Source organism: Actinoplanes xinjiangensis, assembly GCF_003148685.1.
GTDB lineage: Bacteria > Actinomycetota > Actinomycetes > Mycobacteriales > Micromonosporaceae > Actinoplanes > Actinoplanes xinjiangensis.
The window spans coordinates 443,491-467,310 of sequence record NZ_QGGR01000002.1 but is presented as its reverse complement, the minus strand read 5'-3'; the positions used below and the strand labels follow the sequence as shown (position 1 = coordinate 467,310).

Below are 23,820 nucleotides of genomic sequence, written 5' to 3'. Positions count from 1 at the left end.
AGCCGCCCGGGGCCATGTCCGAGGGCCGCCTCCCTTGCTTTGTGCCGCGCCGCCGGGCGGGTCAGCGCACCGCGGTGTCCTCCCCGGCGGTGAGCCGGGCGGCCGGGGCCGCGGCCGGAAGGTCGACCCGAAGCAGCGCGCCACCGCGTGCGGAGCGGCCGACGGTGGCCCGGCCGCCGTGGGCGTGGACGACCCGCTGCACGATCGACAGCCCCAGACCGGATCCCGGCAACGCCCGGGCGCTGTCGGCACGGTAGAACCGGTCGAACACCCGCGGTACGTCGGTGGCGTCGATGCCGGGCCCGGCATCGTCGACCTCGAGCACCACCGCCCCGGCCCCGGCATGTAGCCGGACCTGGACCGGCTGGTCCGTGGGGGACCACTTGCCGGCGTTGTCGATGAGGTTGAGCACCGCGCGCTGGAGCGCGGCGGGACGCCCGCTCACCCACACGGAGGTCACGTCGAGCGCGACCTCGAGGCCGGGAAGGCGGGAACGCGCCTGGGTCGCGGCGGCCACCACCACGTCGGCGAGGTCGAGCGGCTCGGCGCTCTCGTCGCTGACGTCACCGCGTGCCAGGTCGGTCAGCTCGGCGGCAAGGGTGCTCAACTCGGCCACCTGGGCGCCGAGATCGTTGAGCAGCCGGGTCCGGCTCTCCGCCGAGATGGCGGTGTCGAGGGTGCCGCGCCGGTCGAGCCGGACCAGCAGCTCGATGTTGAGGCGCAGGCTGGTGAGCGGAGTCTTGAGCTCATGGGCGGCGTCCTCGGCGAGCAGCCGCTGGGCCCGCCGGGAGTCGCGGAGTGCGGCGAGCATGTCGTTGATCGCCTGGATCAGCCGCCGGATCTCCCCACCGCCCTCGTCCGGGATGCCGGCGTCGAGATCCCGGGTGTTCGCGACACGTACCGCGGCGGCGGTCAGCCGGTCGATCGGTGCCAGCCCGGTCCGCGCCACGGCCCGCCCGACGAGGGCGCCGCCGACCACGCAGAGCAGCCCGCTCAGCAGCATGCCCAACCCGAACCGGTTGATCGGGCTGTCGTCGGCGGCGTGGGCCACCTGGATCGCGCCGTCGCCCGTCCGCAGCGTGTAGATGCGGTAGCCGTCCTCGTCGCTGTCCTTCGACTCCATCAGGTCGGCTGACGCGCCACGCGCCACGCGCCCGGCCTGCTCGCTGACCGGGGGCAGTGCGGGTTGACCGGCCGGCGTCCGGGTCGAGCCGTCGGGCAGGATGACCCGCACCAGTCGACCGGATCCCGGATACGGCGGTAGTTGCACCCGCGCCAGACCGGCGCTCTCCGCGTTCGTCGCCAGGACGCGGGAGTCGGCGCGTAGCTGATTCTCGGCGGTGTTCCGCAGTTCCCCGTCCAGTAGCTCGCTGGCAGCCTGGAAGGCCACGAACACGCTGGCCGCGATGGCCGTCGCCGCGATCACGGTCATCCTCATCCGCAGCGACCGCCGGCGCCACCATCGGGTCAGCCGGCGCGGTTCCCGGCCGCCGGGCCTGCTCACGGAGGAGTCTCCCGCAACGTGTATCCCAGGCCGCGCAGTGTGTAGATCAATCGCGGCTCACCCTCGGCCTCCATCTTGCGGCGCAGGTAACTCACGTACACCTGGAGGTTGTTGGCGGTGGCGCTCATGTCGAAGCCCCAGATCGCCTCGAACAGCGCGTCGCGGGTCAGGACCCGGGTCGCGTTGCGCAGGAGGACCTGGAGGAGGGAGAACTCGGTCCGGGTCAGGCGCAGCGGTCGCCCGCCCCGCCACGCCTCGAACCTGTCGGGATCGAGCCGGACGTCGGCGAACGCGAGGATCGGCGACTCCCCGTCGGGGGCCGTGCGCCGCCGCAGCAGGGCCCGCACCCGGGCCAGCAACTCCTCGGTGGCGAACGGCTTGGGCAGGTAGTCGTCGGCGCCCGCGTCCAGCCCCGTGACCCGGTCGGAGACCTGATCACGGGCGGTCAGCATCAGCACCGGCAGATCCCGGCCCGCGGCCCGCAACCGCCGGCAGGTCTCCAACCCACCGAGGCGGGGCATCATCACGTCGAGGATCAGCAGATCCAGCGTGTCACCGCCCGGCCCGTCGACCCCGTCGAGCACGGCGAGACCGTTGGCGACGGTGCTGGTGTCGTAGCCCTCGACCTGGAGCACCCGCTCCAGCGACTCGCGGATGGCCGCGTCATCATCCGCGATCAGGATCCGCACGCCGGCCCCCTCCAATCGATGGATTTGGCGCTCATTCTCCCCGGTCAACCTGAGGCCAGGATTAGAACGGTGCCCGCGGGCCCGCTCTGACGGATTCCTGAGCTCAGGCTCGACCACTGACGATCGGCGGCTACAGGTTGTTGATCCGGGCCAGCAGCTCCGCCTCCGTCAGGTTCTCCAGGACCGCATCCTGCTTGCGGCCCAGGACCGTCAGCAGCTTCTCCTTCTCCAGCTTCCTGGCCGCGGCGGCCTTCGCCGCCTGGTCCTCCGCGAGGCGGACGGCGATGACGTGCTTGACGACCTCCAACTTGGTCTCCAGGGTCGCCTTGGCCGGATTGGCCTCGGTGGCCACGAACGACTCGGTGGAGACGGCCTTGAGCTCGGCGTTGACGGCCTTGGCCACGTCATCGAGGCTGAAGCCGGACCTGGCGGTCAGCGGAAGCTCCCACAGCTGTTCCGTGGTCAGCAGGCCCTTGGTCGACGGGTAGCGGAACTTCTCCCGCGTGGCCGTTTCGAAAATGGTCACGATGGCCTCCTCCAGAGGTCGGGGTAGGGAATCAGAACTGGATGCTGATGAGGCGGCGCCGGCCGCTGGTCATGGTGACCTTGGCGACCACGGAACTGCGGACGGTGGAGCTGAAACCGAGGCCGGACAGCTGATTCGCGGTCGGCTCGCACTTGGTGCGGTCGCCGAGCACCTCGAACACCTTGCGGTGCGGTTGCAGGTCGCCGCGGAGAAACTCGTTGTAGATCCCCCGGGTCGGCTGGTCGTTCACGCACCCCTTCAGGATGAAGAAGTAGTGACGGTTGCCGACCTCGTTGTCGTCGAAGTGGTTCGGCGAGTACATGAGGGTGGACACCGGCACGAACTGTTCGGTGGTGATGCCCCACAGGTCCTTGCCGGCGCTGCCCGCCCGCATGTCCCTGCCCGGCCGGAAAGCGGTGATCACCTCACCGGCGACCGTCATCCGGCCCACCTCGACGGTCTCCTTGTGACCGACCGCCTTCTCGTGGCTGTAGTGCTCGATCCTCCCGTTGCTCTCGGTCTCGATCACGAAGCCGACCTGGGTGCTCTCCCGCTTGCTGAACTGGTTCACCTCGATCCGGTACTCACCGTCGGCGATGTTGCGGGTCCACGTGACGTTCTCCACGGGCTCGCGGGAGAACGGCCCGCCCGCGTTCATGTCGACATCCAGTTTGTTGCGCTTGTCCTGGTACCAGATGTGGTCGCCGTTGGGTTCGTACACGTGCAGGTCGAGGTCGTCGTGGTTGAACCAGGACAGGCTCACCCGCAGCTTGCCGGTGACGTTGCCGCCGGCCCGCTTGACCTTCTCCTTGATCGAGTCGGCGACGTTGCCGTTGTAGGACCAGCCGAAGTCGTTGTCCCAGTTGAACAGTCGCGGGGCGGCCGGGTGCCGGCCGGTGGTGAGACTGACGAAGTGGGGTTCGTGGCTGTTGGCGACCCACAGGTCGATGGTCGCGGCGCCGGGCAGGACGTCCTTCATGAAGGCGACCACCGGAATCTCCTCCGGCTTCGCGTCACCAGGGCGCGGACCTGCCGAGCCGGTGGTGGCCGCCTTCATGAGCAGCCCTTCGATGCCGTCCTTCATCCGCGACTGGGTGTCGTTGTCGACCCACAGCACGTTGGTGACCGACACGTCGGACAGCCGGGCGAACCGTCGCTGCAACGACTCCTCGATGCCCAGCTCGTCGATGGTCTTCATGGCCGCCTTGACCATGGCCGGGGTGATCAGCGCCCGGGGGCGCTGGTAGTTCTGCGGTGCCACCTTCGCCTCGAACGACCGGACCGCCTGCTCCAGGTCGACGCCCGCGGAGAGGTCCTGGACGAGCGTGCCGATCACCGTGTTGCGGAGCCGGGCCGCCGGATCCATGGCGTGGGCGAACACGAAGGCCCGCCCGTCGGCCGCCTGCGCCCAACCGTTGCGCAGCGACCGGAAATCGGTCACCGCCCGGCGGTGCTCCGCGCCGCGGTAGAGGGCGTTGTCGTCGATGAGGTCGACGACGGTGTCCAGAGCCTGCTGCGTCAGCTCGGCCACGCCACGCTGGAACACCTGCACCGCGGCCTCGAAGGCGCCCCGAGCCGCGCCGACGTCCGTGACGTGATGCCGCTTCTCCACCCGGCCGTGCAGGTGGTGCCACACCTCCACCTGGCCGTCGCGCAGCGTCCGGGTCGTCTTCGTGCCGTACTGCGCCTCGGTGGACCGGAAGACGGTGGAGAGCGGCAGGCTGCCGACGAATTCGTCCATTGCGGCGGCGACGACGGAGAAGACCGGGTCGTTTGCGGAAACCCCGGACCAGACGGTGCGGACCCGTCCGTCGTGGATCTCGACGACGTTACCGAAGTTCTTGACGAATCCGCGGCACGTCGAGCAGTCGTATTCGGACCGCTCACGAAACCGGAGATTGGTGCCGGCGGGGAAGGATTCGAGAAAGGTGAGCCAGAGCGAATCCCGGTCCAGGCCGTCGCCGACCACGAACAACTCGCCTTTGGACATCGTGGACAGACGCGTGGATACATCCGTCACGAACCGCTGAAAATCGCCCACCGTGTCATCCCCCTTGATCACCGGAGATCCTAGGGAATGCACGCGATCGAAAGAAACGCATTTCCGGCCGTCCGCACGGTCACCGACCCGGTTGCGAAAAAGGGTGTCAGATACGCGGATTCCGGGCCGCGATGGACCGGATCAGCCGGCGCCGGCCCATCCCCTGACGACTTCGCACGCACGACCCTGACCCAGCCCGGACCGCACTGCTCCCCGCACCGTTTGCTCAGAGACGTGCGCGGAGGGCGATCTCCAGCTCGAAGCCCCGGTGTGGGTCGCGGATCTGCGGGCCGAACAGGTCGGTCAGCTGCCGCAGGCGGTGGCGTACGGTCTGCGGGTGGACGTGCAGGTGGGCGGCCACCTCGATGGCGTTGCGGTTGAACGTGAGCCAGGCCAGCAGGGTTTCGGCCAGCAGCCGCCGTTTGTCGGCGCGCAGCGGCGCCAGCGGCGCGAGACTGCGCTCGGCCAGCGCGTCGACCAGCGCCTCGTCCTGGAAGACGGTCAGGGTGGCCAGATGTTCGCTGCACCAGACGACGTGCTGCCGGGGGATGCGGCCCTTCGCGGCGAGGTCGAGTGCCAGCCGGGCCCAGCGCAACGATCTGCCGGCGTCCGTCGGCGCGACCGGCAGGCCGACCGCGACGTGCCGGTGGGCCAGGCCGTTGACGAGCGCGCGGATCTCGGCGCCGCTCTCCGGGTCGGGCACGATCAGGCACGGCGGTTCGTGGTCGAAGCCGCCGAGGATCTCCGGCGGCAGGATCGGCGGCGGGGCCGCGGGGCCGGGCGCGGCCACCACGGCCGCGAGACGACGGGGCAGGCGCCAGTCGGCGGCCGCGGCGGCGGCGGTGAGCGCCTGTTCCGACGGGGCGGGATCGCCGACGAGCAGGCCGAGCAGGTGGCGGCGGCGCCGGTCCCGTTCACCGGCCTCGGCCTGGCGTGCCTGGGCGTACCCGTCGGCGGACGCCTCGGCGATCTCGTCGGTGTTGTCGAAGATGGCTTCGGACAGCCAGGCCACCGCGTGGGGGGCCAGGGCGTGACGTTCGGCGAACGCGCGGAGCCGGCGGTTCGCCAGTCGCGCGCAGAGGCGGATCGCGGCGTGCAGTGCGTCCAGGGACCGGCCGGCCCGCATCTCGTTCGCGCCGGCGGAACGGTAGACGTCGCGCCAGTCGGTGTCGCGTTCCGGCGCGGGGTCGACGTGCCGGTCGAGCAGTTGCAGGTAGCGGTGCAGTGCGAGGTCCACGCCGGCCCGCAACTGCCGGCCGGCCCCTTCGGGGGCGTACTCCGGGATGCGTTTCTGGATCTCCCGGACCATCGTCTCGGCCGAGCCGAGGATGTCGGCGCGCAGCAGGCCGACGGTCTCCGGTGTCATCACGGTCGATTCGGTACGCATCGAAGCGTCACGCATCGTCATGCCGCGCCCTCCACTCGGGCCGCGTATCGATGTCGGTCTACCTGATCGCCGTCAACGTACTACAGCGGGCGGCCGGTGGGCGATACGCACTCCCGTGACAGTCCTGTCCATCGTTACACGCATTTCGGTGAGTATCACAGCAGGTGAGAGCTTCGTTAGCTTCGTGCCCTCGACATCCCCGAGAGGCAGAGGTGACCCCCATGCACGTCTCCCGTCCCCGTACCCGCCGGCTCTTCTTCGGTGTCTTCGCCGCCGCCATGCTGGCCGCCGGTGGCACGATGATCGCGGCCACTCCGGCGGTGGCCGCCGCGCCCTGCACCGACGTCGACGTGGTCGTCGCCCGGGGCACCGGCGAACCCGGCCGGCTGGGCCTCATCGTCGGTGACCCGGTGTACTCCGCCATCGACCGGCGGCTGACCGGCACGACGTCGACCTCGCACGCCGTGGACTACCCGGCCAGCATCAGCCCCACCTCGCCGGCCCAGGGCAACCGGGCCCTGGTCGAGCACGTCACCGCCCAGGCGCAGGCCTGCCCCGATCAGCGCTTCATCCTCGTCGGCTACTCGCAAGGCGCCAACGTGGTCGGCAACGCGCTCGGCATCAGCTCGCAGGGTGCCGCCGTGGGGTCGCCGGTCGTCGCCACCATCCCGGCCGCCGTCCAGCCGCGGGTGGCGGCCGTGCTGGTGTTCGGATATCCGCTGCGCAAGCTGGGCCGGGGGATCACCGGGGAGTACGCCGCGCGGACCCTGGACATCTGCGCCAACCGGGACGTGGTGTGCGACCCCCTCGGCGCCAGCACACTGGCGCACCTGAGCTACTCCGGCGACGCCACCCGGGCCGCGACGTTCGCCGTCGCACGCCTGTAGGCCGCCGGGATCCCGTCCACCAACGGAAAGGGCCGTGCGTCCGCGTTCTCCGCGGGCGCACGGCCCCTCGTCCTGTCGGGGCGAGATGCGGAGATGCCCGCCGTCCCCCGTTATCTGCCGGCGGGCATCTCGCTGTTCCCCTTGAGCGGCCGTGGGCCGCTGTTCGTCGTAGGGCAGGTCACTCGTCGCCATCGGGTGTCCATGTGGCGTCCCGATTCCCCCGTACGCTTGGCGTAACCGGGCGAGGGCGACCCGTTCCCCTCCAACGACGTCAATGCTCGTCGCCGGACCTTGTACGAAACGTGGGAGACTTGCAGAGGTCCTTGTGGATTTCTTGAATCCCCAGGTCGGACGAGCGTACGGAGGTCAGTTGGCGGCGGAGTTCGGAGTTCTCGGTGTGGTGGAGGCGCGGATCGACGGCCGGCCCGCCGACCTGGGGCATGCCCGGCAGCGATGTGTGCTGGGTGTGCTGCTCGTGGAGGCGGGCCGGCCGGTCACCCCGGACCAGTTGATCGACCGGGTGTGGGGTGAGCGTGCCCCGCAGCGGGCCGCGGGCGCCCTCTACAGCTATCTGTCCCGGCTGCGGCGTGCCGTCGCCGGCGCGGACGGTGTGGAGATCCGCCGCGAGCCCGGTGGTTACCTGCTCACCGTCAACCCGCAGACGGTCGATCTGCACCGGTTCCGCCGGCTGATGACCACGGCCCGGGCGGCGGAGTCGGACCGGGCCGCGGCCGGCCTGATCGAGCAGGCGCTCGGCCTGTGGCGGGGTGACCCGTTCGCCGGCCTGGACACCCCGTGGCTGGCCGCGATGCGGCGCACGCTGCTCGGTGAGCGGTTCGCCGCCGAACTGGACGGCAACGACGTGCTGCTGCGGCTGGGCCGGCACGGCGAGCTGCTGCCGGCGCTGTCCGCCGCGGTCGCCGAGCACCCGCTGGACGAGCGCCTGGCCGGCCAGGCGATGCTCGCGCTGTACCGGTGCGGTCGCCAGGCCGACGCCGACGAGCAGTACCGGCGGATCCGCCGCCTCCTCGCCGACGAGATGGGCAGTGATCCGGGCGCCGAGCTGCGCCGGCTGCACGAGCAGGTGCTCGCCGCCGATCCGGTGCTGTCCGTGCCGGGGGGTGACACCCGGACGCCACCCGGCCCGGTGCCGGTGGCCGCGACGACGGTACCCACTCAGCTGCCCGCCGACGTGCGGGCGTTCACCGGGCGTACCGGAGAGCTCGCCGCCCTGGACCGTCTGCTGGAATCGCCGGACGGCGGCGAGCCGCCGCTGACCGTCGCGCTGCTCTGCGGCACCGCGGGCGTCGGTAAGTCGGCGCTGGCCGTCCGGTGGGCGCACCGGGTCCGGGAGGCATACCCGGACGGGCAGCTCTACGTCAATCTGCGCGGCTACGACGCCGAACAGCCGGTGGCGGTCGCGGACGCGCTGGCCGGGTTCCTCACCGCTCTCGGGGTCCGTGCTCCGGAGATCCCGCCGGGCACCGACGAGCGGGCCGCCCGCTACCGGTCCGAACTCACCGGCCGGCGGATGCTCGTGCTGCTGGACAACGCGTCCTCGGTGGAGCAGGTCCGGCCGCTGCTGCCCGGCACCGGGTCGTGCCTGGTGCTGATCACCAGCCGCGACTCGCTGCGGGGCATGGTGGCCGTCGACGGGGCCGAACGGGTCAACCTCGACCTGCTGCCGCTGCCGGACGCGATCGGGCTGCTGCGCAAGCTGATCGGTGCCCGGGTGGACCGGGAGCCGGACGCCGCCGCGGCACTGGCCGCCGCGTGCGCCCGGTTGCCGCTGGCCCTGCGGATCGCCGCCGAGCTGGCCGCGGAACGCACCGACGTGCCGCTACCGGAGTTGGTCGCCGAGCTGGGCGACCATCAGGTACGGCTGGACCTGCTGGACGCGGGCGGCGACCCGCGGGCCGAGGTCCGGGCGGTGTTCTCCTGGTCGTACCAGAACCTGCCGGAGGGTGCCGCCCGTGCGTTCCGGCTGCTCGGGCTGCATCCGGGGGAGACCGCGCACGTCGACGCGGTGGCCGCGCTGATCGATGCCCGGCCCGGTGAGGCGCGCCGGCTGCTGGACGTGCTCTCCCGGGCCAGCCTGGTCCAGCCCGGCCGGGGCGGCCGGTACGGCATGCACGACCTGCTCCGCGCGTACGCGGCGGAGCTGGCCGCCGGGCACGACGCCGAGGCGGACCGGCGGGCCGCCCTGACCCGCCTGTTCGATCACTACCTGGCCGGGGCGACCGCGGCGATGGCCACGTTGTATCCGGACGGCGTGCCGGTGGCCGGCGATCCGGACGCGGCCCGGGCCTGGCTGGAGGCGGAACGGCCCAACCTGGCCGCGGTCTGCACCAACGGCGCGGCGCACGGCTGGTACCGGCACACCATCGAGCTCGCCGGGACCATGTTCCGTTACCTCGACGCGGGTGGCCCGGTCGCCGAGGCGGCGACCGTCACCGCGTCCGCGGTGGCCGCGGCCCGCGCCGTCGGTGACCGGGACGCACAGGCGCGGGCACTGTCCAATCTGGGCCGTCTGCACCGGCGCCAGGGCCGGCTGCTGGAGGCCGCCGAGACCTACCGGCAGGCCCTGCTGCTGTACGCGGACCTCGGTGACGCCGCGGCCGAGGCCCTGGTACTGCGCAATCTGGGCAGCGTCGACTGGCGGCGGGGCGACTACCGGCCGGCCGCCGACCACTATCAGCGGGCCGGGACCCTGTGCCGGCACCTGGGTGACGACGCGGGCCGGGCCGACGCACTGGTCAGGCTGGGGCTGATCGACGCGCGGCTGGGCGAGGAGTCCGAGGCGGCCCGGCGATTCGGATCCGCCCTGGACCTGTACGCCACGCTCGGCGACCGGTTCAGCGAGGCGTACGTGTTGTCGCTGCTGGCCCGCCTGCCGCACGGCCCGATCCCGCTGGAGCAGGCCGAGGCGCACCTCGACCAGAGCCTGGCCGCGGTCCGCCGTGCCGGAGACCGCACCGCGGAGGCGTACGTGCTGACCGATCTGGCCGCGATCCACGCCCGCCAGAGCCGCTTCGCCGAGGCCGCCGGCCACCTGCGCCGGGCTCTCGTGCTGCTCCGGCGGATCGGGGACCGTGCCAGTGAGGGTGAGGCGCTCAACGACCTCGGCCAGGTGCTGCACGCCGCCGGAGACGCGGCCGAGGCCCGGGCCCAGCACGGTCAGGCGCTGGCGCTGGCCGAGGAGATCGGCGACCGGTACGAGCAGGCCCGCGCCCACGACGGCATGGCCGCGGCACTGCGGGACCTCGGAGACAGCGAATCCGCCCGGCCGCACGCGGACGCGGCCGGGCGCATCTTCGCCGAACTGGAGGTCCCGGCCGCGCCGGCCGGTGAGGTGACGACCGTGGGCCGGTGAGGTGACCACCGCGGGCCGGTGATCAGTCGCGCTGGATGCCGTCGACCCAGAGCACGGTGACCGGGCAGCCGCGGGCGCGGGCGTAGGCGACGACGTCCGCGGTACCGCCCAGCCCGCGGGCGGGTAGCCCGTCCCACAGGGCGAACAGGTGGTCACAGCGGTCCACCAGGGTCTGGCCGGCGGCGAGGAAACTCTGATCGGAGGCCTCGGCGCCGGGCAGCGTGATCACGGTGGCCGCCGCGCGTACCAGATCGTCGAACCGTGCCCGGCTGCCGTCCGTCAGTGAGCCGCCGTAGCCGGCCCACGGCAGGACCGCCTCGAGCGTGCCACCGGTGGCGAGCACGTGGTCGGCGAAGAGCTGGTCGGCGCCGTCGGCGAGACTCGACACCCCGAGCAGGCCGGCGCCGGTGGGCAGCACCCGGCGCCAGTGGTCCATCGCCCGTTCCGCGATGCCCGGGGGAAGAACCCGGTGACCGGTGACACCGAACCGCACATTGACCTCCGTACGAAGCATCATGACGATACGGCTTCTCCGGCCCGCCCGGGGGGCACGTCGTCTCAGCAGGTCGGCCGGTGCGGGAGTTCCGGGATGTAGAGGGCCCACTCCTCGACGCTGAGGCCGCGGCCACCGACCGTGCAGGCCGCCCGGACCGGGTCGGCGGTGATCTCCGCCGGCACCGTGGTGTCCCAGAACGTGATGGTCCGGCTGGGGGAGACGCCCAGCGAGCCACCGGCTGCCAGACTCCGCCCGTCCGGGCTGAAGACCATGTAGAGGTTCTGGAGGTCGGAGTTCTTGAGGACGGCGTACCGGATCGGGGTGCGCGGGTCGCTGACGTCCCACAGCATGATGGAGTTGTCCATCCCGGCGGTCGCCAGGGTGCGCCCGTCCGGGGCGAACGAGGCCCAGAGGATCTGGCTGCTGTTGGCCGGCAGCATGCCGACCTGGTGCGGCTGGGACGGGTCGCCGACGTCGAACAGCAGGGTGGTCCCGCCGGAGTTGGTGCCGGCCGCCAGGATCCGCCCGTTCGGGCTGAACTCGATCGAGGTCGCGACGGAACTCTCGTAGTCCGAGACGGGGATCGACGCGACCCGGGCCGGGGCGGACCGGTTGGTCATGTCCCACATCGAGATGTTGTAGCCGTCGGCGACCGCCAGGACCTTCCCGTCGGGAGTGAACGCCATGGAGCTCAGCGTCCGGTTGCCGAAGGTGAGGTCGGCGAGCTTGGCGGGTTTCGTGCGGTCGGACACGTCGTACACCGCGGTCTTCCCGTCGGCTCGTCCGACGACCAGGGTCCGGCCGTCCGAGCTGATCGTCGCCAGCCAGACGGCGGTGCCCGGTTCCGAGATCCGGGACAGGACCGTGGCCTCGCCCGGCCGGCTCACGTCGAGCAGCGTGGTGACGTTGTCGGTGCCGATGACGTACATGGTGGTGCCGTCGGCGCCGGCCATCATCCCGACCAGTCTGCCGCTCTGCAGCGGCACGGTGGGCCCGGCGACCGGCGCGGACGGATCGGTCCGGTCGTACGTGATCGCGATGCTGTCTCGCCGGGCGGCGGTCAGCGAGCCGTCCGGCCGGAAGGCGAGCCCGGCGAGTTGCGCGGGGAACGGGCCGCGGATCGTGGCGGCCGGCCCGCGGGTGTAGCGGCCCTTGGGGCTCCACAGCGTCGCGATGTTGCGGTCGCCGGCGGTGAGCAGCGTCTTCCCGTCCTGGCTGTAGGCCATCGACCGGACCGGGGTGCCACGGGCGGTCAGCGAGGCGATCTCGGTGTTCATCGACGGCCAGCCGTCGTTGTAGTCGACGCTCACCACGGTCGATGTGCCGTCCGAGTTCCCGATGGCCAGCATGTCCCCGCCCGGGGCGAACACCATGCTGGAGAACCGGTTGTCGCCGGGGCTCCGGACCGAGTCCCAGGGCCGCGGGTCGTCCAGGTCGGACAGGTCGAAGAGGTACACGTACTCGCTGGGTCCCTGCATCGCGACCAGCGGCAGCACCGGGTTGAACTCGATGGCGGCGTCGACGGCCTTGGTGCCCCAGCCGACCACGAGCGTCGCATGCCGTACCGGGGCGGTCCGGTCGGTCAGGTCCCAGGCGACGACGTCCTCGCCGCTGGTGACGCCGGTGCGCCCGTCCGGGCCGAACTTCAGCGGGTACACCCCGGTCAGCGTGGACAGCCGGGCCGGCGCCTCGCCGGTGACGTCCCACAGGACCGTGTTCCTGTCCCGGTTGCTCGTGGCGACGGTGTGCCCGTCCGGACTGAGGTTCACCGCGGTGATGCCCGCGTCGTCGGTCAGCGGCGCCAGTCGTACCGGATCAGCCGGTTTCGTCACGTCCCACCGGGTCGCCTCCGCGCCTCCGTCGAAGACGACGAGGGTCCGTCCGTCGCGGCTGACCGCCAGCGACTTGTCCGCGGTCCCGCCGGCCGGCAGAGCGGCCACCCGGACCGGCCTGGACGGGATCGTGGTGTCCCACAGCGACACCGTCCCGCCGGCACCGGTGGTGGCGACCGCCTGGCCGGTGAGCGCCTCGACGTCGAGCACGTCGCTCAGGTATCCGGAGTAGGCCGACGCCATGGTGAGGTGACCGAGCTGCTCGCGGGTCGAGGCGTCGTCGTGCAGGCTCTGCGCGGCCACGGCCAGGCGGAGGGCCTTGCGCGGGTCGTCCGTGATCATCGCGCGGGCCCGTTCCAGCAGCCGCTGGTTGATCGTGACGCGCTGCTGGAGTTCCGCGGCCGCGCGCTGGCGCCTGGCCTCCTCGGCCGCCTCCCGGGCCAGCTGCTCCTGCCGCTTGCGCTCCTCCTCGGCCAGCCGGGCCAGCTCACGGTGGTGCTCGGCGATCTTCTCCTGCTCCTTGGCCCGCTGCGTGGCCTGGTTCGCCATCTCCTGCTGGTACTTCGCGTTCGCCAGTTCCCGCTCGGCGTTGGTCTTCTGCCGGGCGGCCTCCGCGGCGGCCTCCCCGGCGAGCTTCTGCTGCTCTGCGGCGTACGCCCTCTGCCGTTCCGCGTTGGCTCTCTGCCGTTCCGCGTCGGCCTGCTGGGTGGCCGCGTTCGCCTTGAACCGCTCGGCGCTGGCCTGTTCGCGCCGTGCCTCCGCGGACGCCTCCTCGGCCAGGGCCCGCTGCCGGCGGGCCAGCACCTCCTGCCGCCGGGTCTCCACCGTCGCCGCCTGTGCCCGGGCCTCCTGCACCCGTGCGTTCTCCAGGTGGACCCGGGCGTTCTCCTCCTGGGTCCGGGCGTTCGCCTGCTGCCGCTGCGACTCCGCGGTGGCGCGTTCCGCTGTTCCGCGCTGCTCCGAGGCCACCTTCTCCTGCAGCCGGGCCTGTTCCGCCGCCAGGGTGGCGCGTTCGGCGTTGCGTACCGCTACGACGCCGGTCAGCGATGTGACCAGGGTCAGCAGCACCAGCGTGGTCGCCGCCACCGTGGACAGGCGCCGGGCCCGGCGGTGCTGCCGGACGTCCTCGCCCTCCAGCTCGTCCTTGCTGACCCCGTGCATCGGTGCGGCGAGCTGCGCGATGGCGTCGCGGAACCGGACGTGCTGGAGGCTCAGGTGCAGGTCGTCGCGGGCCCAGCGGAGGTCGAGATAGAGCGGCTCCTCGGCGAAGACGCCCCGGAGCGCCTCCGGAACCGCCGTGGAGTCGGTCGTGAAGTCACGGGCGACCGGATCCCAGCGCCACTCGCCGTCGGTCACCACCGGCAGGATCCGGTCCGGTGACTTGGTGGCGAGCCAGTGCTCGATCTCCCGGTTCACCCACGGCGAGTTCGCCGCCTCGGGGGAGGCGAGCAGCACGAAGTGCTTGGAGCCGTCCAGCGCGTCCTGAATGGACGTCCACAGCTTGGGGGTGACCGACAGGCCGGTCTGGTCCCGGAAGATCCACAGTGCCCGGCGCCGGTGCCATGGCTTCGCCAATCGATGCAGGCCACGCTGTACGGCGGGGGCGAGCCGCCCGTCGGCGGCGTGACTGTACGAGATGAAACCATCGAATGGCATGGCAGTCCCCGTGGTCGGTGTGATCGACGGAGGACGATACTCCATTGCATTGGCGTGCAGGTAAAGCGGCGAATTGCCCGGAGGGGACATCCCGCGTGGCGGGGTCACGGGGCGATGTGTTTTCATCTATGCAGGCCGGGCATTCTCCCCCGTGGATGCCCGGCCTCCATATTGCCTGGTCGCCTTCTCAGGCGTCGCGACGGCGCACCGCCAGATAGCCGGCGGCGAGCGCGGCGACCGTCCAGGCCACCAGCACCGCGAGGCCGGTCCACCCGTTCAGGATGGTGTCGCCCTGCGGCTCCCGGTAGAGGATCTGGCCGCCGGCGACGTCCGGCAGGAACTGGGCCGCCTTACCGACCGTGGGGATGTTCGCCAGGATCGTGGAGACCATGAAGAACAACGGGAACAGCAGGCCGATCGTCAGGGCCGAGCTGCGCAGTACCGCGGCCAGGCCCATGGCGAAGACGCAGAGCAGCGTGGTGTAGACGATGCCGCCCAGGATCGCGCGGAGCACACCGTCGTCGGAGAGGCCCACCGCGTGCTCGCCGAGCATGAACTGCGTGGCGGCGAACGTGGCGATCACGACGACCGTCGAGGCGGCGAGTGCGACCAGGCTGCCGGCGGCCACCTTCGAGGCGTAGAACAGGCCCCGGCGCGGCACCGCCGCCAGCGAGCTGCGGATCGTGCCGGAGGTGTACTCGGTGGTCACGGTCAGGACGCCGAAGATCACCAGGGCGAGCAGGCCGAGGCGTACCGAACTGAGGCCGGAACCGATCGGGTCGAACGCCGCGCGCTCCGCCGCGTCCAGGTCGGCGTAGGTCTTGTGCAGGTACCACCCGGACGGCACCGCCAGCGCCAGGCTGACGGCCAGGAACGCGCCGATGTTCCAGAACGTGGACCGCACCGTACGGATCTTGTACCACTCGAACGACAGGGCCGCGCCGAAGTCCGCCACCGTCACACCTCCTGCTTCGCGCGGTAGTCCACCGCATCCGACGTCAACTGCATGAACGCCTCTTCGAGCGAGGCGACCTGGGGACTGATCTCGTACACGGTGATCTGGTGGCGGGCGACCAGCGCGCCGACCGTCTCGAGCGTGGTGTCCAGCGCCTCCAGGGTGCCGTCCGCTCCGGTGACGACCTCGATGCCGGCGCCGGCCAACGCGTCCCGGGCCTTCTCCGGCTCGGGCGTGCGGATCAGGATGAACGAGCGCGAGTTACGGCTCACGAACTCGGTCACCGAACTGTCGGCGAGCAGGCGGCCCTGGCCGATCACGATCAGGTGGTCGGCGGTGAGCGCCATCTCGCTCATCAGGTGGCTGGAGACGAAGACGGTCCGGCCCTCCGCCGCCAGCCGCTTCATGAGCGCCCGGATCCACAGGATGCCCTCCGGGTCGAGGCCGTTGACCGGCTCGTCCAGCAGCAGCACCTGCGGGTCGCCGAGCAGTGCCGCGGCCACGCCGAGCCGCTGCGCCATGCCGAGCGACAGGCCCTTGGCCCGTTTGCCGGCCACGTCGGTGAGACCGACGAGGTCCAGCACCTCGCCGACCCGTGCGTCCGGGATGCGGTTGCTGCGGGCCAGTCCGGTCAGATGCGCCCGGACGGTACGGCCGGTGTGGACGGAGACGTCGAGCAGGGCACCGACGTGCCGCAGCGGCTGCTCCAGCTGCTCGTAGCGCCGGCCGGCGACCAGCACCTCGCCGTCGGTCGGCCGGTCCAGGCCGACGATCGCCCGCATGGTGGTGGACTTGCCCGCGCCGTTCGGGCCGAGGAAGCCGGTGACCCGGCCGGGCTGCACCTCGAACGAGAGGCCGTCGACCGCTGTGGTCCGGCCGTACCTCTTGGTCAGTCGTCGTACTTCGATCGCTGCGCTCATCGCACCTTCTCGTCGGTCGGAACGGAAACGGGTGAACTGGTCAGGCCGCGACCGGGACGTTCACGGTGGTGGTCTTGATGCCGGCCATCAGCACCAGCACGGCCTGCGCGGACGGGAGCATCAGCCGCCCGGCCCGGGTCAGCGCGGCCCCGTTGCTGTTGCGGGCGAACAGCCGGGTGCCGAGCGTCTGCTCCAGGCACTTGATCTGGTAGCTGACCGCCGGCTGCGAGTAGCCCAGCGCCCGGGCGGCCAGGTCCATCCGGCCGTGCTGGGCGACGGCCACGAAAGCCTGCAGTTCCCGCTCGTTCATGACATCCCCCGTGATATCTGGTCATGCGGTTTTACTGTAGTCATCAGAGTAATAAACGAGCGCTGCGGCGGTCAAGTCCTTGATGACAACGGTAATGTCGCGGCTTCTTCGTACAGCGAGCGGTACAGGCCCGCGTCCCGGCACAGGTCGTCGTGGGTGCCGATGGCGACCACGCGCCCGTGGTCCATCACCACGATCAGATCGGCGTCCAGGATCGAGGTCAGCCGATGCGCGATGACGATCCGCGTCGCCCGCAGGCTGTTGAAGAACGCCGTCACGGTCGACTCGGACAGGTTGTCCAGCGAACTGGTCGCCTCGTCCAGCACCACGATGGACGCCTCCTTGAACGCGGCCCGTGCCAGCGCGATCCGCTGCCGCTGCCCGCCGGAGAAGTTCTGGCCGAGCGACGCGACCGGGGTGTCGTAACCCAGGGGCAGGGCCACGATCTCGTCGTGCAGCCCGACCCGGCGGGCCGCCTCGTGCACCCGGTTCTCGTCCGGGTCGCCGGCACCCCAGGCGATGTTGTCGCGGACCGTGCCGTACTCCAGCACGACGTTCTGCGGCACGTAGGCGACCGCCTCGTAGAACCGGTCCCGCTCGTGACCGCCCAGCTCGACGCCGCCGATCAGGATCCGCCCGGAATCCGGCCGGTGCAGCCCGACGAGCAGCCGGGCCAGAGTGGACTTCCCGCAGCCGGACGGTCCGACGATCGCGACCTTCGACCCCTCCGGCACGCGCAGGGAGGTGCCGTCGAGAACCCGGCGGCCGAACGTGCCGTACCCGAACGACACCTCCTCGACCACGACGTCACCGGCCGGGTGGTCCGGTGTCTCGCCGCGGAACAGGTCGTCGGCCGGGCGCAGCAGCACGTCGGTGATCCGGGCCAGCAGCGAACCGGCCTGCGCCAGCCGGGTGATCGAGCCGGCCAGCACGTTCACCTGGCCGAGCAGCAGCCCGGTCAGCGCCTGTACCGACACCACGAGCGAGACCCCCGGCGCGGTCTGCCCGGCGAGCGCCTGTTGCAGGATCACCACCGGGCCGACGAACATGACACCGGCCAGCGCCGCGTCGAAGACACCCTGCACGGTGTGCAGCCGGTCGGAGTGCCGCTGTGCGGTGTCACTGCGGCGCTGCCACTGGTCGGCGTACACCGCCTCCATGCCGTTGGTCTTGATCAGCTCCAGACCGGAGATCGCGGAGAGCTGGGTGGCCTGCAACTCCGCCTGCGCCCGGGTCTGCGCATGGGCCAGCCGCCGCACGGTACGGGCCGCGGCCAGCGTGCCCACCGCCAGCGCCGCCATCAGCAGCAGGGTGGTCACCAGGGCCGCCACCGAGACCGCCGCCAGCCAGCCCAGCAGCACCACCGTCACCACCACCGCGGCCAGCGCCACGATCAGGTCGTTGCAGAGCAGGGCGCGTAACCGGTGCACCGACTCCAGGGTGAACATCAGGTCGCCGGGACCACGGTTCTCCACGAAGGCGTACGGCAGCCGCAGCAGCCGGTCGAACACGGCACCCGCCAGCGACCGGCCCACCGCCGCGGACGCCACGATGCCGGCCACCGTACGGACGAAGAGCAGCAGCCCGAACGCCAGGCCCACCCCGGCCAGCAAGGGTCCCGCCGACAACCCGCCCGCCCGGTCGCCGAACAACTGCTCCAGCAGCCACGGGATGCCCAGCGGTACCAGCGAGCTGACCAGGGACAGCGCCAGCACCAGGCCCAGCAGACCGCGGCGCTGCCAGGCGAAACGGCCCAGCACCCGGGCGCCGGACGGTGGCCGTGCCCGGACCCGGCGCGACAGCGAATCGGCGGTGACGGCCAGCCCGGAGAAACTCTCGGCGAACTCCTCGGCGCTGACCCGGCGGCGGCCCACCCCCGGGTCGAGCAGCGTCACGCCACCGGTGTCGAAGCCGGTGACGACCACGAAATGCGACCGTTTCCAGTGGCAGATCGCCGGGCGGCCGAGTGCGGCCAGACCGGCAGCGGTGGTGCGGTAGACGCGCGGGTGCACCCCGTTCTCGCGCAGGACGGTGGCCAGGTCGGCGACGGTCAGCCCGTCCCGGCCGACCCGGTACCGGGTGCGCAGGTCGTGCATCGGCACCCCGGCCCCGGCCGCCTCCAGCAGCATGGCGCAGCAGCACAGGCCGCACTCGGTCGGCCCGAGCTGCTCGACGGCGCGCAGGCGGGTCACGGTGTCTCCCGGTCGACGGCGGCGCGGCGGAACGTCAGTGGTGACGCGACGTCCACCTCGCCGGTACTCAGCAGCAGGCCCATACCGACGCCGGCGAGCCCCACGTACAGCGAGTCGTTGAGCACCGACTTGCCGGACCGGGCCCGCAGCGCCCGCGGCAGGACCCGGGTGACCAGCTGGGCCCGCCGGTCCTCGGCCCGCTCGGCGGTCCGGCCGGAGGAGTCCCAGCGGGCGGCCCCGTCGAGGATCAGCAGGTTGCCGACGTCGCCGTGGCAAAGCGACAGGTTCAGGCCGAACCCGTCGACGGCCACCGTCTCGGCGAGCCGGCTGACGTCCGCAGCCGGCCCGGCCGGCACGGACTCCCCGGCGGCCAGCCGCTCGCTGTAACCGAGGAGCACGCCCGGGGTTCCGTGGCACCAGCCCCGCGCGGCCCGCTCCGGCGCCCGGTCGCTGATCGCCCAGTGCTGTTCGCCGTGGTTCCAGAGGGTCTCGTGGGCGGCCGCCAGCTCGGGGCGGGCGGTGCCGTACCGGGCCAGGGCCGCGAGGGTGCCGCTCGTGCCGTGCGCGAATCCGCTGTACAGCGACTTCCCGGCGGACGGCGTGGCGATCAGGTGCCGGAACGCGGCCTCGGTCACCGCCGGGCGGCCGACCGTGATCGCCGCGGCCAGCAGACCGGCCGAGCCCATCAGGAAGTCGGTGTCGGTCATCGCCGGGAGGTCGCCGGGCAACAGGTCCCACAGTGCCGCGCCGATCTCGCTCAGCTCGGCCGAGCCGGTCAGCCGGCCGGCCTCGATCGCGGCGAACGCCACCCCGGCATAACCTCCGCAGAGCCCGCCGGCCATCTCACGGCGCCGCCGGGCCGGGTCGTCGAGCAGCGCCCGCACCCGCGGGACCAGCGCCGCCCGGGCCAGCTCCCGGTGCCGCGGCTCGTCCAGCAGCACCCCGGCCGCCGCCAGGAACAGGGCCAGGCCGGGCACTCCGGCGTACAGGTCGTCGCCGAGTTCGTCGACCCGCCACGGGTGTTCCTGGGTGGTGTCCCGGATCGTCGCACCGACCCATCCGGGCCGGCCACCGGCGAAACCGGCGCGGTCGTGCAGTTCGGCGGCGATGTCGCCGACGACCTGCCGGATCCGTCCGGGTACCCCGGCCCGGGAGGCACGGCGCATCGCCGGGAGGTACGCCGGGGCGTCGGCCTCGGGTCCGGTCAGGTCCACGTAGGCCGCCCGGATCACCCGCAGATTCAGCTCCCGTTCCGCGCCGGACATCGCCCGCAGGCCGTCGATCGCCTGGTCGAGCGGGGCCCGGCTGAGCACGTCGGCGATCGGGCGGTCCCGGTGGTGGACCCACGTCGAATCGGTGCGCAGGGTGAAGAACGGGATGTCGCCCTGCAACAGATCGTCGATCTCGGCACGGACCACGGCCGGGGTGAAGTGCTCCACCCGGCCCAGCCCGACCCGGTGCAGCAGCATCCGCTTCGCGCCGGTGGACTGCTGGAACGCCGGGTGCGCGGCGGTCCGCAGCAACTTGTAGTACTTGCCGGTGGTCTCCAGCACGGCCCGGGTCGGCAGGTCGGCGAAGAGTTCCCGCAGCCACGACTCCACCAGGTCCCGGTCGCCGGCGGCCCAGTCCCAGCACTCGGCGAAACCGCGGCACAGCTCGGCCAGCTCGACGGCCCGGGGCACGGTCTGCGGACGGACCGCCGGGGTGTCCACCGAGCCGGTCACCATGGTCACCCGCGGCCGGTCGGTACCGAAGTCCTCCAGCGCCGGCACCGGGGTGACCGCGCGCTGGCCCGGCACGTACCCGAGGAAGCCGATGTCGATCGACGCGGACGGATCCGCCGGGTCGGAGATCCGGGTCGGCAGGAAACCGGTCGAGAAGACGGTGTGCGCCAGCGTCTCGCCCGCCGAGCCGGTCCCCGCCGCCCCGGCGCGCCGGTTCACGCTGAACAGCGACTCGGCGTCGACCACCACCGGCAGTCCGCGGTGGTTGAGCACGTTCTCGTAGTGCATGTCACCGGCGCGGAGCAGGTGCAGGACACCGAGCAGGCGGCCGGCGGCCCGGAAATAGCGGGCCTCCTCGATCGCCGGGGCCTGGTCGGCGTACTCCTGCCAGCCGACGCCGCGGCCGCACCACACCTGGAGCACCGGCAGGTCGAAGCCGGCCGCCGCGCCGATCCGGCCGACGAGGGTGGCGTAGGCGAGCTCGGCGGCCATCGACCGGGGCTTGTAGACGATCACCCGGTCGCCGCCGAAGGTCAGCCGGCACACCGTCTGCCCGCCGGCGTGGGTGTCGCCCAGGCCGTACCCGATGTCGTGCAGTTGAACGAGGCCCCCACCGGTCGCCGCCGGCGGCAGCGTGCCGTCGGAGACCGCGGCGGTGGTCGCCTCCAGCATCCGCCGCGCGTGCCGGAGGGTGTTGCGGGTCAGCACCCCGAGCTGCCGCCGCAACTCGGGGAAGATCTCGCCGAGGGTGCTCCGGAACTCGTCGCGACCGGCCAGGTCGCAGAAGTGCCAGAGACGTTCCTCGGCGGTCTCGCCGGGCAGGGCGCCGGCCCGGCGCAGCAGATCCAGAGCCACCACGAGGGTACGCACGGAGGCGTCCTGAACGCGTCCGGCGAGCCAGTCGATCAGCCCGTCGGCGAACGCCCCGGCCCGGTGGGCGGTCAGTGGCGAACCGGCGAACACCAGTTCGGCGGCGGCCCGGTGCCGTGCGCTCCAGGCCCGCGCGAACGAATCGAACCGGGCCGGCCCGTCGATGTCGCGCCAGGTGGCCGTCGCGGCCAGCAGGGCCAGGTCGCCGGTGCGGTCCGACGGGGGCTCACCGGTGTCGGCCGGCAGTTCGGAGATGCGGCTGAGGAATCCGTGCAGTGCCGCGGGATCGGTGTACTCGGGGAACAGGGGTCGGGCGTCTTTCAGTCGCATGCCACCACTCGCATCCGGAAACGGCCACGGGGCCCGTGACAGCACGGACCCCGTTGGCAGAACGATTTCTTCGGCTGGTTCTCAGTCGCCGCTGCCGCAGAGCCGCTTCGGCACCGAGCACTCCCAGGAGACGGTGCAGATCCAGCCGATCGTGCTGGTGCCCGGCACCGTGTAGAGACCGCCGGCCTCCTGCGCCGCGTCCAGGTCGATCTCCTGCTGGCTCAGCTCGGCGGCGATGTCACCGGCGGCGGCGAACTTGTCGTCGTGGTTCATTCTCGGATCCTCTCGATGCGGTGCGGGGCGGTCCCGCTGTTGAGGACCACGACACCAGGAAGCAACCCGGAAAGCGCGCTCACATCGAATACTCTGAATTGATCACGGTGCGGCGATCCGGTGCGGTGATCCGGCGCGGCGACCGTCGGGATCGAGAAATTGAAATCAGGCTGTCGGGGGCTTTCCCCCGCCCGGTAGACAGGTGGCCATGACGAAGACCGCACGCCGCATCGTTCAGTTCGCCGCCGTCCTGGCCGCCGGGGCGACCGCCCTTCTCGGCGCTTCCGCCGTCCCGGCGCAGGCCGACCCGCGGCCGGTCTCCGCCGGCGTCGTCACCGGGCTGCCGGTGCTGTCCGGCAAGCCGGCCGCCGCCGATGAATGGCCCTGGTGAGCCGCGGCCTCAGCCGACCTCGTTCAGTTCCCGCCACAGCTGTGCCGCCCGCCGGAACGCGGAGATGTCCTCGGCCGCCTGCGCCGCCTCGCGCAGCGTGGCGACGGCCTCCGCGGTCCGGCCGGCCTGCGCCAGCGCACTACCCAGCGCGTGCCGGAACCGCACCCCGTCCAGGCCCATCAGCTTCCCCGGGTCGACCGACGCGGCCATCGTGATCGCCCGGTCCGGGTCGCCGGTCGCGATCGCATAGCGCACCTCCAGAGCGGCCAGCCGGTGGGCCTCGGTGCCCGACTCGGCGGCCGTCGCCGCCCGCGCCGCCGCCATGTGCTCCTCGATCATCTGCGGATCGGCCTTGACGTCGAGCAGCGTCGAGACGGCGGCCCGGCTGAACCGGGCCCAGTCCCGCAGCGACGTGTGCGGGTTCGCCAGCATCCGGCGCGCGCCGCCGAGCAGTTCCAGCGACCGGTCCGTCTCGCCCGCCGCGGCGAGCGCCAGGCTCGCCGCCCACTGCGCCCGCCCGCTGATCGACGGGCTGCCCAGCGCCTCCGCCATCGCCAGCATGCTGTTGACCAGGCGGACGATTTCCGCGCCGCCGCCGGCATCGGCGAGCACCGAGATGTGCACGGCCAGCAGTTTGATGTGCTCACTGCCGTGCCGGAACGCGGTGCCGTCGATCTCCGCGCCGGCCTGCTCCACGTGGGTGAACGCCTCGTCCAGGCGGCCGATGTCGCGGGCCGCGGCGGCCAGTGACACCCGGATCCGGACCCGCGCCTCGGCCACCCCGGCGACCTCGGCCACCGGCAGCAGGTCGCGCAGCAGCTCGTAGCGCGCGTTGCGGTCGCCGCGCATCTCCAGCACCCGGTCCAGGGCCAGCCCGTGTGTCAGGGTCGCGTGCTGCGAACCGGACGCACGGGCGGTGGCGAGGATCCGGGTGAGCCGCTCCTCGGCCTGCTCCAGGTCGCCCTGGTCGATGGCGCTGGTGGCGAGCAGCTCCTGGACCAGCTCGGCACGGCCCGCGGCGGCGTCCTCCGGCCCGGTGGTGATGTCGATGTCGCCGGCCAGATCACGCAACGGCACGTTGAGGACCTTGGCCAGATGGGCCACCACGTCGAGGGTCGGCACCCGGGCCCCGGACTCCAGCAGCGAGATGTACGACTGGTTGACCGCCCCGGAGGCCAGATCCCGCTGGGACAGGCCCAGCTCGGAACGCAGCTTGCGCAGGCGGCGACCGAACTCGGGCTGAGGCACCTGAGCGACCACGAACCACTTCCTCACCAGCTCCGGTGACGTCTACCGGGAGCCCTCGTCGGTCATGTCCGCGCTCCCTGCCCCCGAGTAGCGCGTCATGACTATAGTAATCGGTTCCGCAACTTGCGTCATCAGTAGCCGGCGGTCCGGTCCGGCTCCCGGAAAACCCCTCCTCACCTCGGCCGGCACGGTTTTGTCGTACCGGTGGGATAGAAC

The 23,820-nt window shown here is 72.0% G+C and carries 17 protein-coding genes; 3 read left to right on the top strand and 14 right to left on the bottom strand.

From position 1 onward, the window contains the following. Positions 1-61: 61 nt before the first annotated feature. The 5 genes from BC793_RS05560 to BC793_RS05540 all read right to left on the bottom strand — a co-directional run bounded on the left by BC793_RS05560 (position 62) and on the right by BC793_RS05540 (position 6,168). Positions 62-1,504 (bottom strand): HAMP domain-containing sensor histidine kinase, encoded by a 1,443-nt coding sequence (locus tag BC793_RS05560; RefSeq protein WP_109589831.1) that lies wholly within the window; start codon positions 1,502-1,504, stop codon positions 62-64. Further along, the gene (locus BC793_RS05555) at positions 1,501-2,193 is read right to left on the bottom strand and encodes a response regulator transcription factor (RefSeq protein WP_109589829.1); all 693 of its coding nucleotides are present in this window, start codon (positions 2,191-2,193) and stop codon (positions 1,501-1,503) included. Before BC793_RS05555 ends, BC793_RS05560 begins: the two co-directional genes overlap by 4 nt. A 130-nt stretch (positions 2,194-2,323) precedes the next feature. Continuing rightward, positions 2,324-2,719, bottom strand: coding sequence for a hypothetical protein (locus BC793_RS05550; protein ID WP_109589827.1), 396 nt, complete (start codon positions 2,717-2,719; stop codon positions 2,324-2,326). Positions 2,720-2,750: 31 nt separating this feature from the next. Beyond that, a complete protein-coding gene (locus tag BC793_RS05545) occupies positions 2,751-4,760 on the bottom strand; it encodes a YfaP family protein (protein WP_109590380.1) in 2,010 nt (669 codons plus the stop codon). Between the two features lie 226 nt (positions 4,761-4,986). Then, the gene (locus tag BC793_RS05540; RefSeq protein WP_109589825.1) at positions 4,987-6,168 is read right to left on the bottom strand and encodes a PucR family transcriptional regulator; all 1,182 of its coding nucleotides are present in this window, start codon (positions 6,166-6,168) and stop codon (positions 4,987-4,989) included. A gap of 200 nt (positions 6,169-6,368) precedes the next feature. Here BC793_RS05540 and BC793_RS05535 point away from each other — a divergent pair, with 200 nt between their 5' ends. Both BC793_RS05535 and BC793_RS05530 read left to right on the top strand, forming a co-directional pair. Then, positions 6,369-7,034 (top strand): cutinase family protein, encoded by a 666-nt coding sequence (locus tag BC793_RS05535; RefSeq protein WP_109589822.1) that lies wholly within the window; start codon positions 6,369-6,371, stop codon positions 7,032-7,034. Positions 7,035-7,404: 370 nt separating this feature from the next. Continuing rightward, positions 7,405-10,407, top strand: coding sequence for an AfsR/SARP family transcriptional regulator (locus BC793_RS05530; protein WP_239169651.1), 3,003 nt, complete (start codon positions 7,405-7,407; stop codon positions 10,405-10,407). A 22-nt stretch (positions 10,408-10,429) separates the two neighbouring features. On the opposite strand, the gene BC793_RS05525 is transcribed toward BC793_RS05530, so the two are convergent. The 8 genes from BC793_RS05525 to BC793_RS05490 form a co-directional block, all read right to left on the bottom strand. Continuing rightward, complete coding sequence (locus BC793_RS05525) at positions 10,430-10,924, bottom strand: hypothetical protein (RefSeq protein WP_239169650.1); 495 nt, start codon at positions 10,922-10,924, stop codon at positions 10,430-10,432. Positions 10,925-10,965: 41 nt separating this feature from the next. Next, positions 10,966-14,391: a TIR domain-containing protein gene (locus BC793_RS05520; RefSeq protein WP_109589818.1), complete on the bottom strand. Its 3,426-nt coding sequence runs from the start codon at positions 14,389-14,391 to the stop codon at positions 10,966-10,968. Between the two features lie 187 nt (positions 14,392-14,578). Beyond that, the gene (locus BC793_RS05515; RefSeq protein ID WP_109589816.1) at positions 14,579-15,352 is read right to left on the bottom strand and encodes an ABC transporter permease subunit; all 774 of its coding nucleotides are present in this window, start codon (positions 15,350-15,352) and stop codon (positions 14,579-14,581) included. Then, complete coding sequence (locus tag BC793_RS05510) at positions 15,349-16,266, bottom strand: ABC transporter ATP-binding protein (RefSeq protein ID WP_109589814.1); 918 nt, start codon at positions 16,264-16,266, stop codon at positions 15,349-15,351. Before BC793_RS05510 ends, BC793_RS05515 begins: the two co-directional genes overlap by 4 nt. A gap of 40 nt (positions 16,267-16,306) precedes the next feature. Beyond that, a complete protein-coding gene (locus BC793_RS05505) occupies positions 16,307-16,576 on the bottom strand; it encodes a helix-turn-helix domain-containing protein (RefSeq protein WP_109589812.1) in 270 nt (89 codons plus the stop codon). 71 nt (positions 16,577-16,647) lie between these two features. Then, on the bottom strand, positions 16,648-18,768 hold the full coding sequence (locus BC793_RS05500; protein ID WP_109589810.1) for a peptidase domain-containing ABC transporter: 2,121 nt from the start codon (positions 18,766-18,768) through the stop codon (positions 16,648-16,650). Then, the gene (locus BC793_RS05495; protein WP_109589808.1) at positions 18,765-21,692 is read right to left on the bottom strand and encodes a type 2 lanthipeptide synthetase LanM family protein; all 2,928 of its coding nucleotides are present in this window, start codon (positions 21,690-21,692) and stop codon (positions 18,765-18,767) included. The genes BC793_RS05500 and BC793_RS05495 overlap by 4 nt, the downstream gene beginning before the upstream one ends. 81 nt (positions 21,693-21,773) lie before the next feature. Continuing rightward, positions 21,774-21,965 carry a hypothetical protein gene (locus BC793_RS05490; protein WP_109589806.1) on the bottom strand — a complete coding sequence of 64 codons (192 nt, stop codon included), beginning with the start codon at positions 21,963-21,965 and terminating at the stop codon, positions 21,774-21,776. Between the two features lie 208 nt (positions 21,966-22,173). On the opposite strand from BC793_RS05490, the gene BC793_RS05485 reads away from it, so the two are divergent. Further along, positions 22,174-22,356, top strand: a complete 183-nt coding sequence (locus tag BC793_RS05485) for a hypothetical protein (protein ID WP_109589804.1) — start codon at positions 22,174-22,176, stop codon at positions 22,354-22,356. A gap of 9 nt (positions 22,357-22,365) precedes the next feature. On the opposite strand, the gene BC793_RS05480 is transcribed toward BC793_RS05485, so the two are convergent. Next, positions 22,366-23,616 (bottom strand): helix-turn-helix domain-containing protein, encoded by a 1,251-nt coding sequence (locus tag BC793_RS05480; RefSeq protein WP_146246192.1) that lies wholly within the window; start codon positions 23,614-23,616, stop codon positions 22,366-22,368. Positions 23,617-23,820 lie beyond the last annotated feature (204 nt).

What these genes read in the sequence shown, in the direction of transcription:
- BC793_RS05540 (WP_109589825.1), bottom strand. Translation starts at nt 6,168, where the DNA reads ATGACGATGCGTGACGCTTCGATGCGTACCGAATCGACCGTGATGACA.
- BC793_RS05535 (WP_109589822.1), top strand. Translation starts at nt 6,369, where the DNA reads ATGCACGTCTCCCGTCCCCGTACCCGCCGGCTCTTCTTCGGTGTCTTC.
- BC793_RS05525 (WP_239169650.1), bottom strand. Translation starts at nt 10,924, where the DNA reads ATGATGCTTCGTACGGAGGTCAATGTGCGGTTCGGTGTCACCGGTCAC.
- BC793_RS05520 (WP_109589818.1), bottom strand. Translation starts at nt 14,391, where the DNA reads ATGCCATTCGATGGTTTCATCTCGTACAGTCACGCCGCCGACGGGCGG.
- BC793_RS05510 (WP_109589814.1), bottom strand. Translation starts at nt 16,266, where the DNA reads ATGAGCGCAGCGATCGAAGTACGACGACTGACCAAGAGGTACGGCCGG.
- BC793_RS05505 (WP_109589812.1), bottom strand. Translation starts at nt 16,576, where the DNA reads ATGAACGAGCGGGAACTGCAGGCTTTCGTGGCCGTCGCCCAGCACGGC.
- BC793_RS05495 (WP_109589808.1), bottom strand. Translation starts at nt 21,692, where the DNA reads ATGCGACTGAAAGACGCCCGACCCCTGTTCCCCGAGTACACCGATCCC.
- BC793_RS05490 (WP_109589806.1), bottom strand. Translation starts at nt 21,965, where the DNA reads ATGAACCACGACGACAAGTTCGCCGCCGCCGGTGACATCGCCGCCGAG.
- BC793_RS05485 (WP_109589804.1), top strand. Translation starts at nt 22,174, where the DNA reads ATGACGAAGACCGCACGCCGCATCGTTCAGTTCGCCGCCGTCCTGGCC.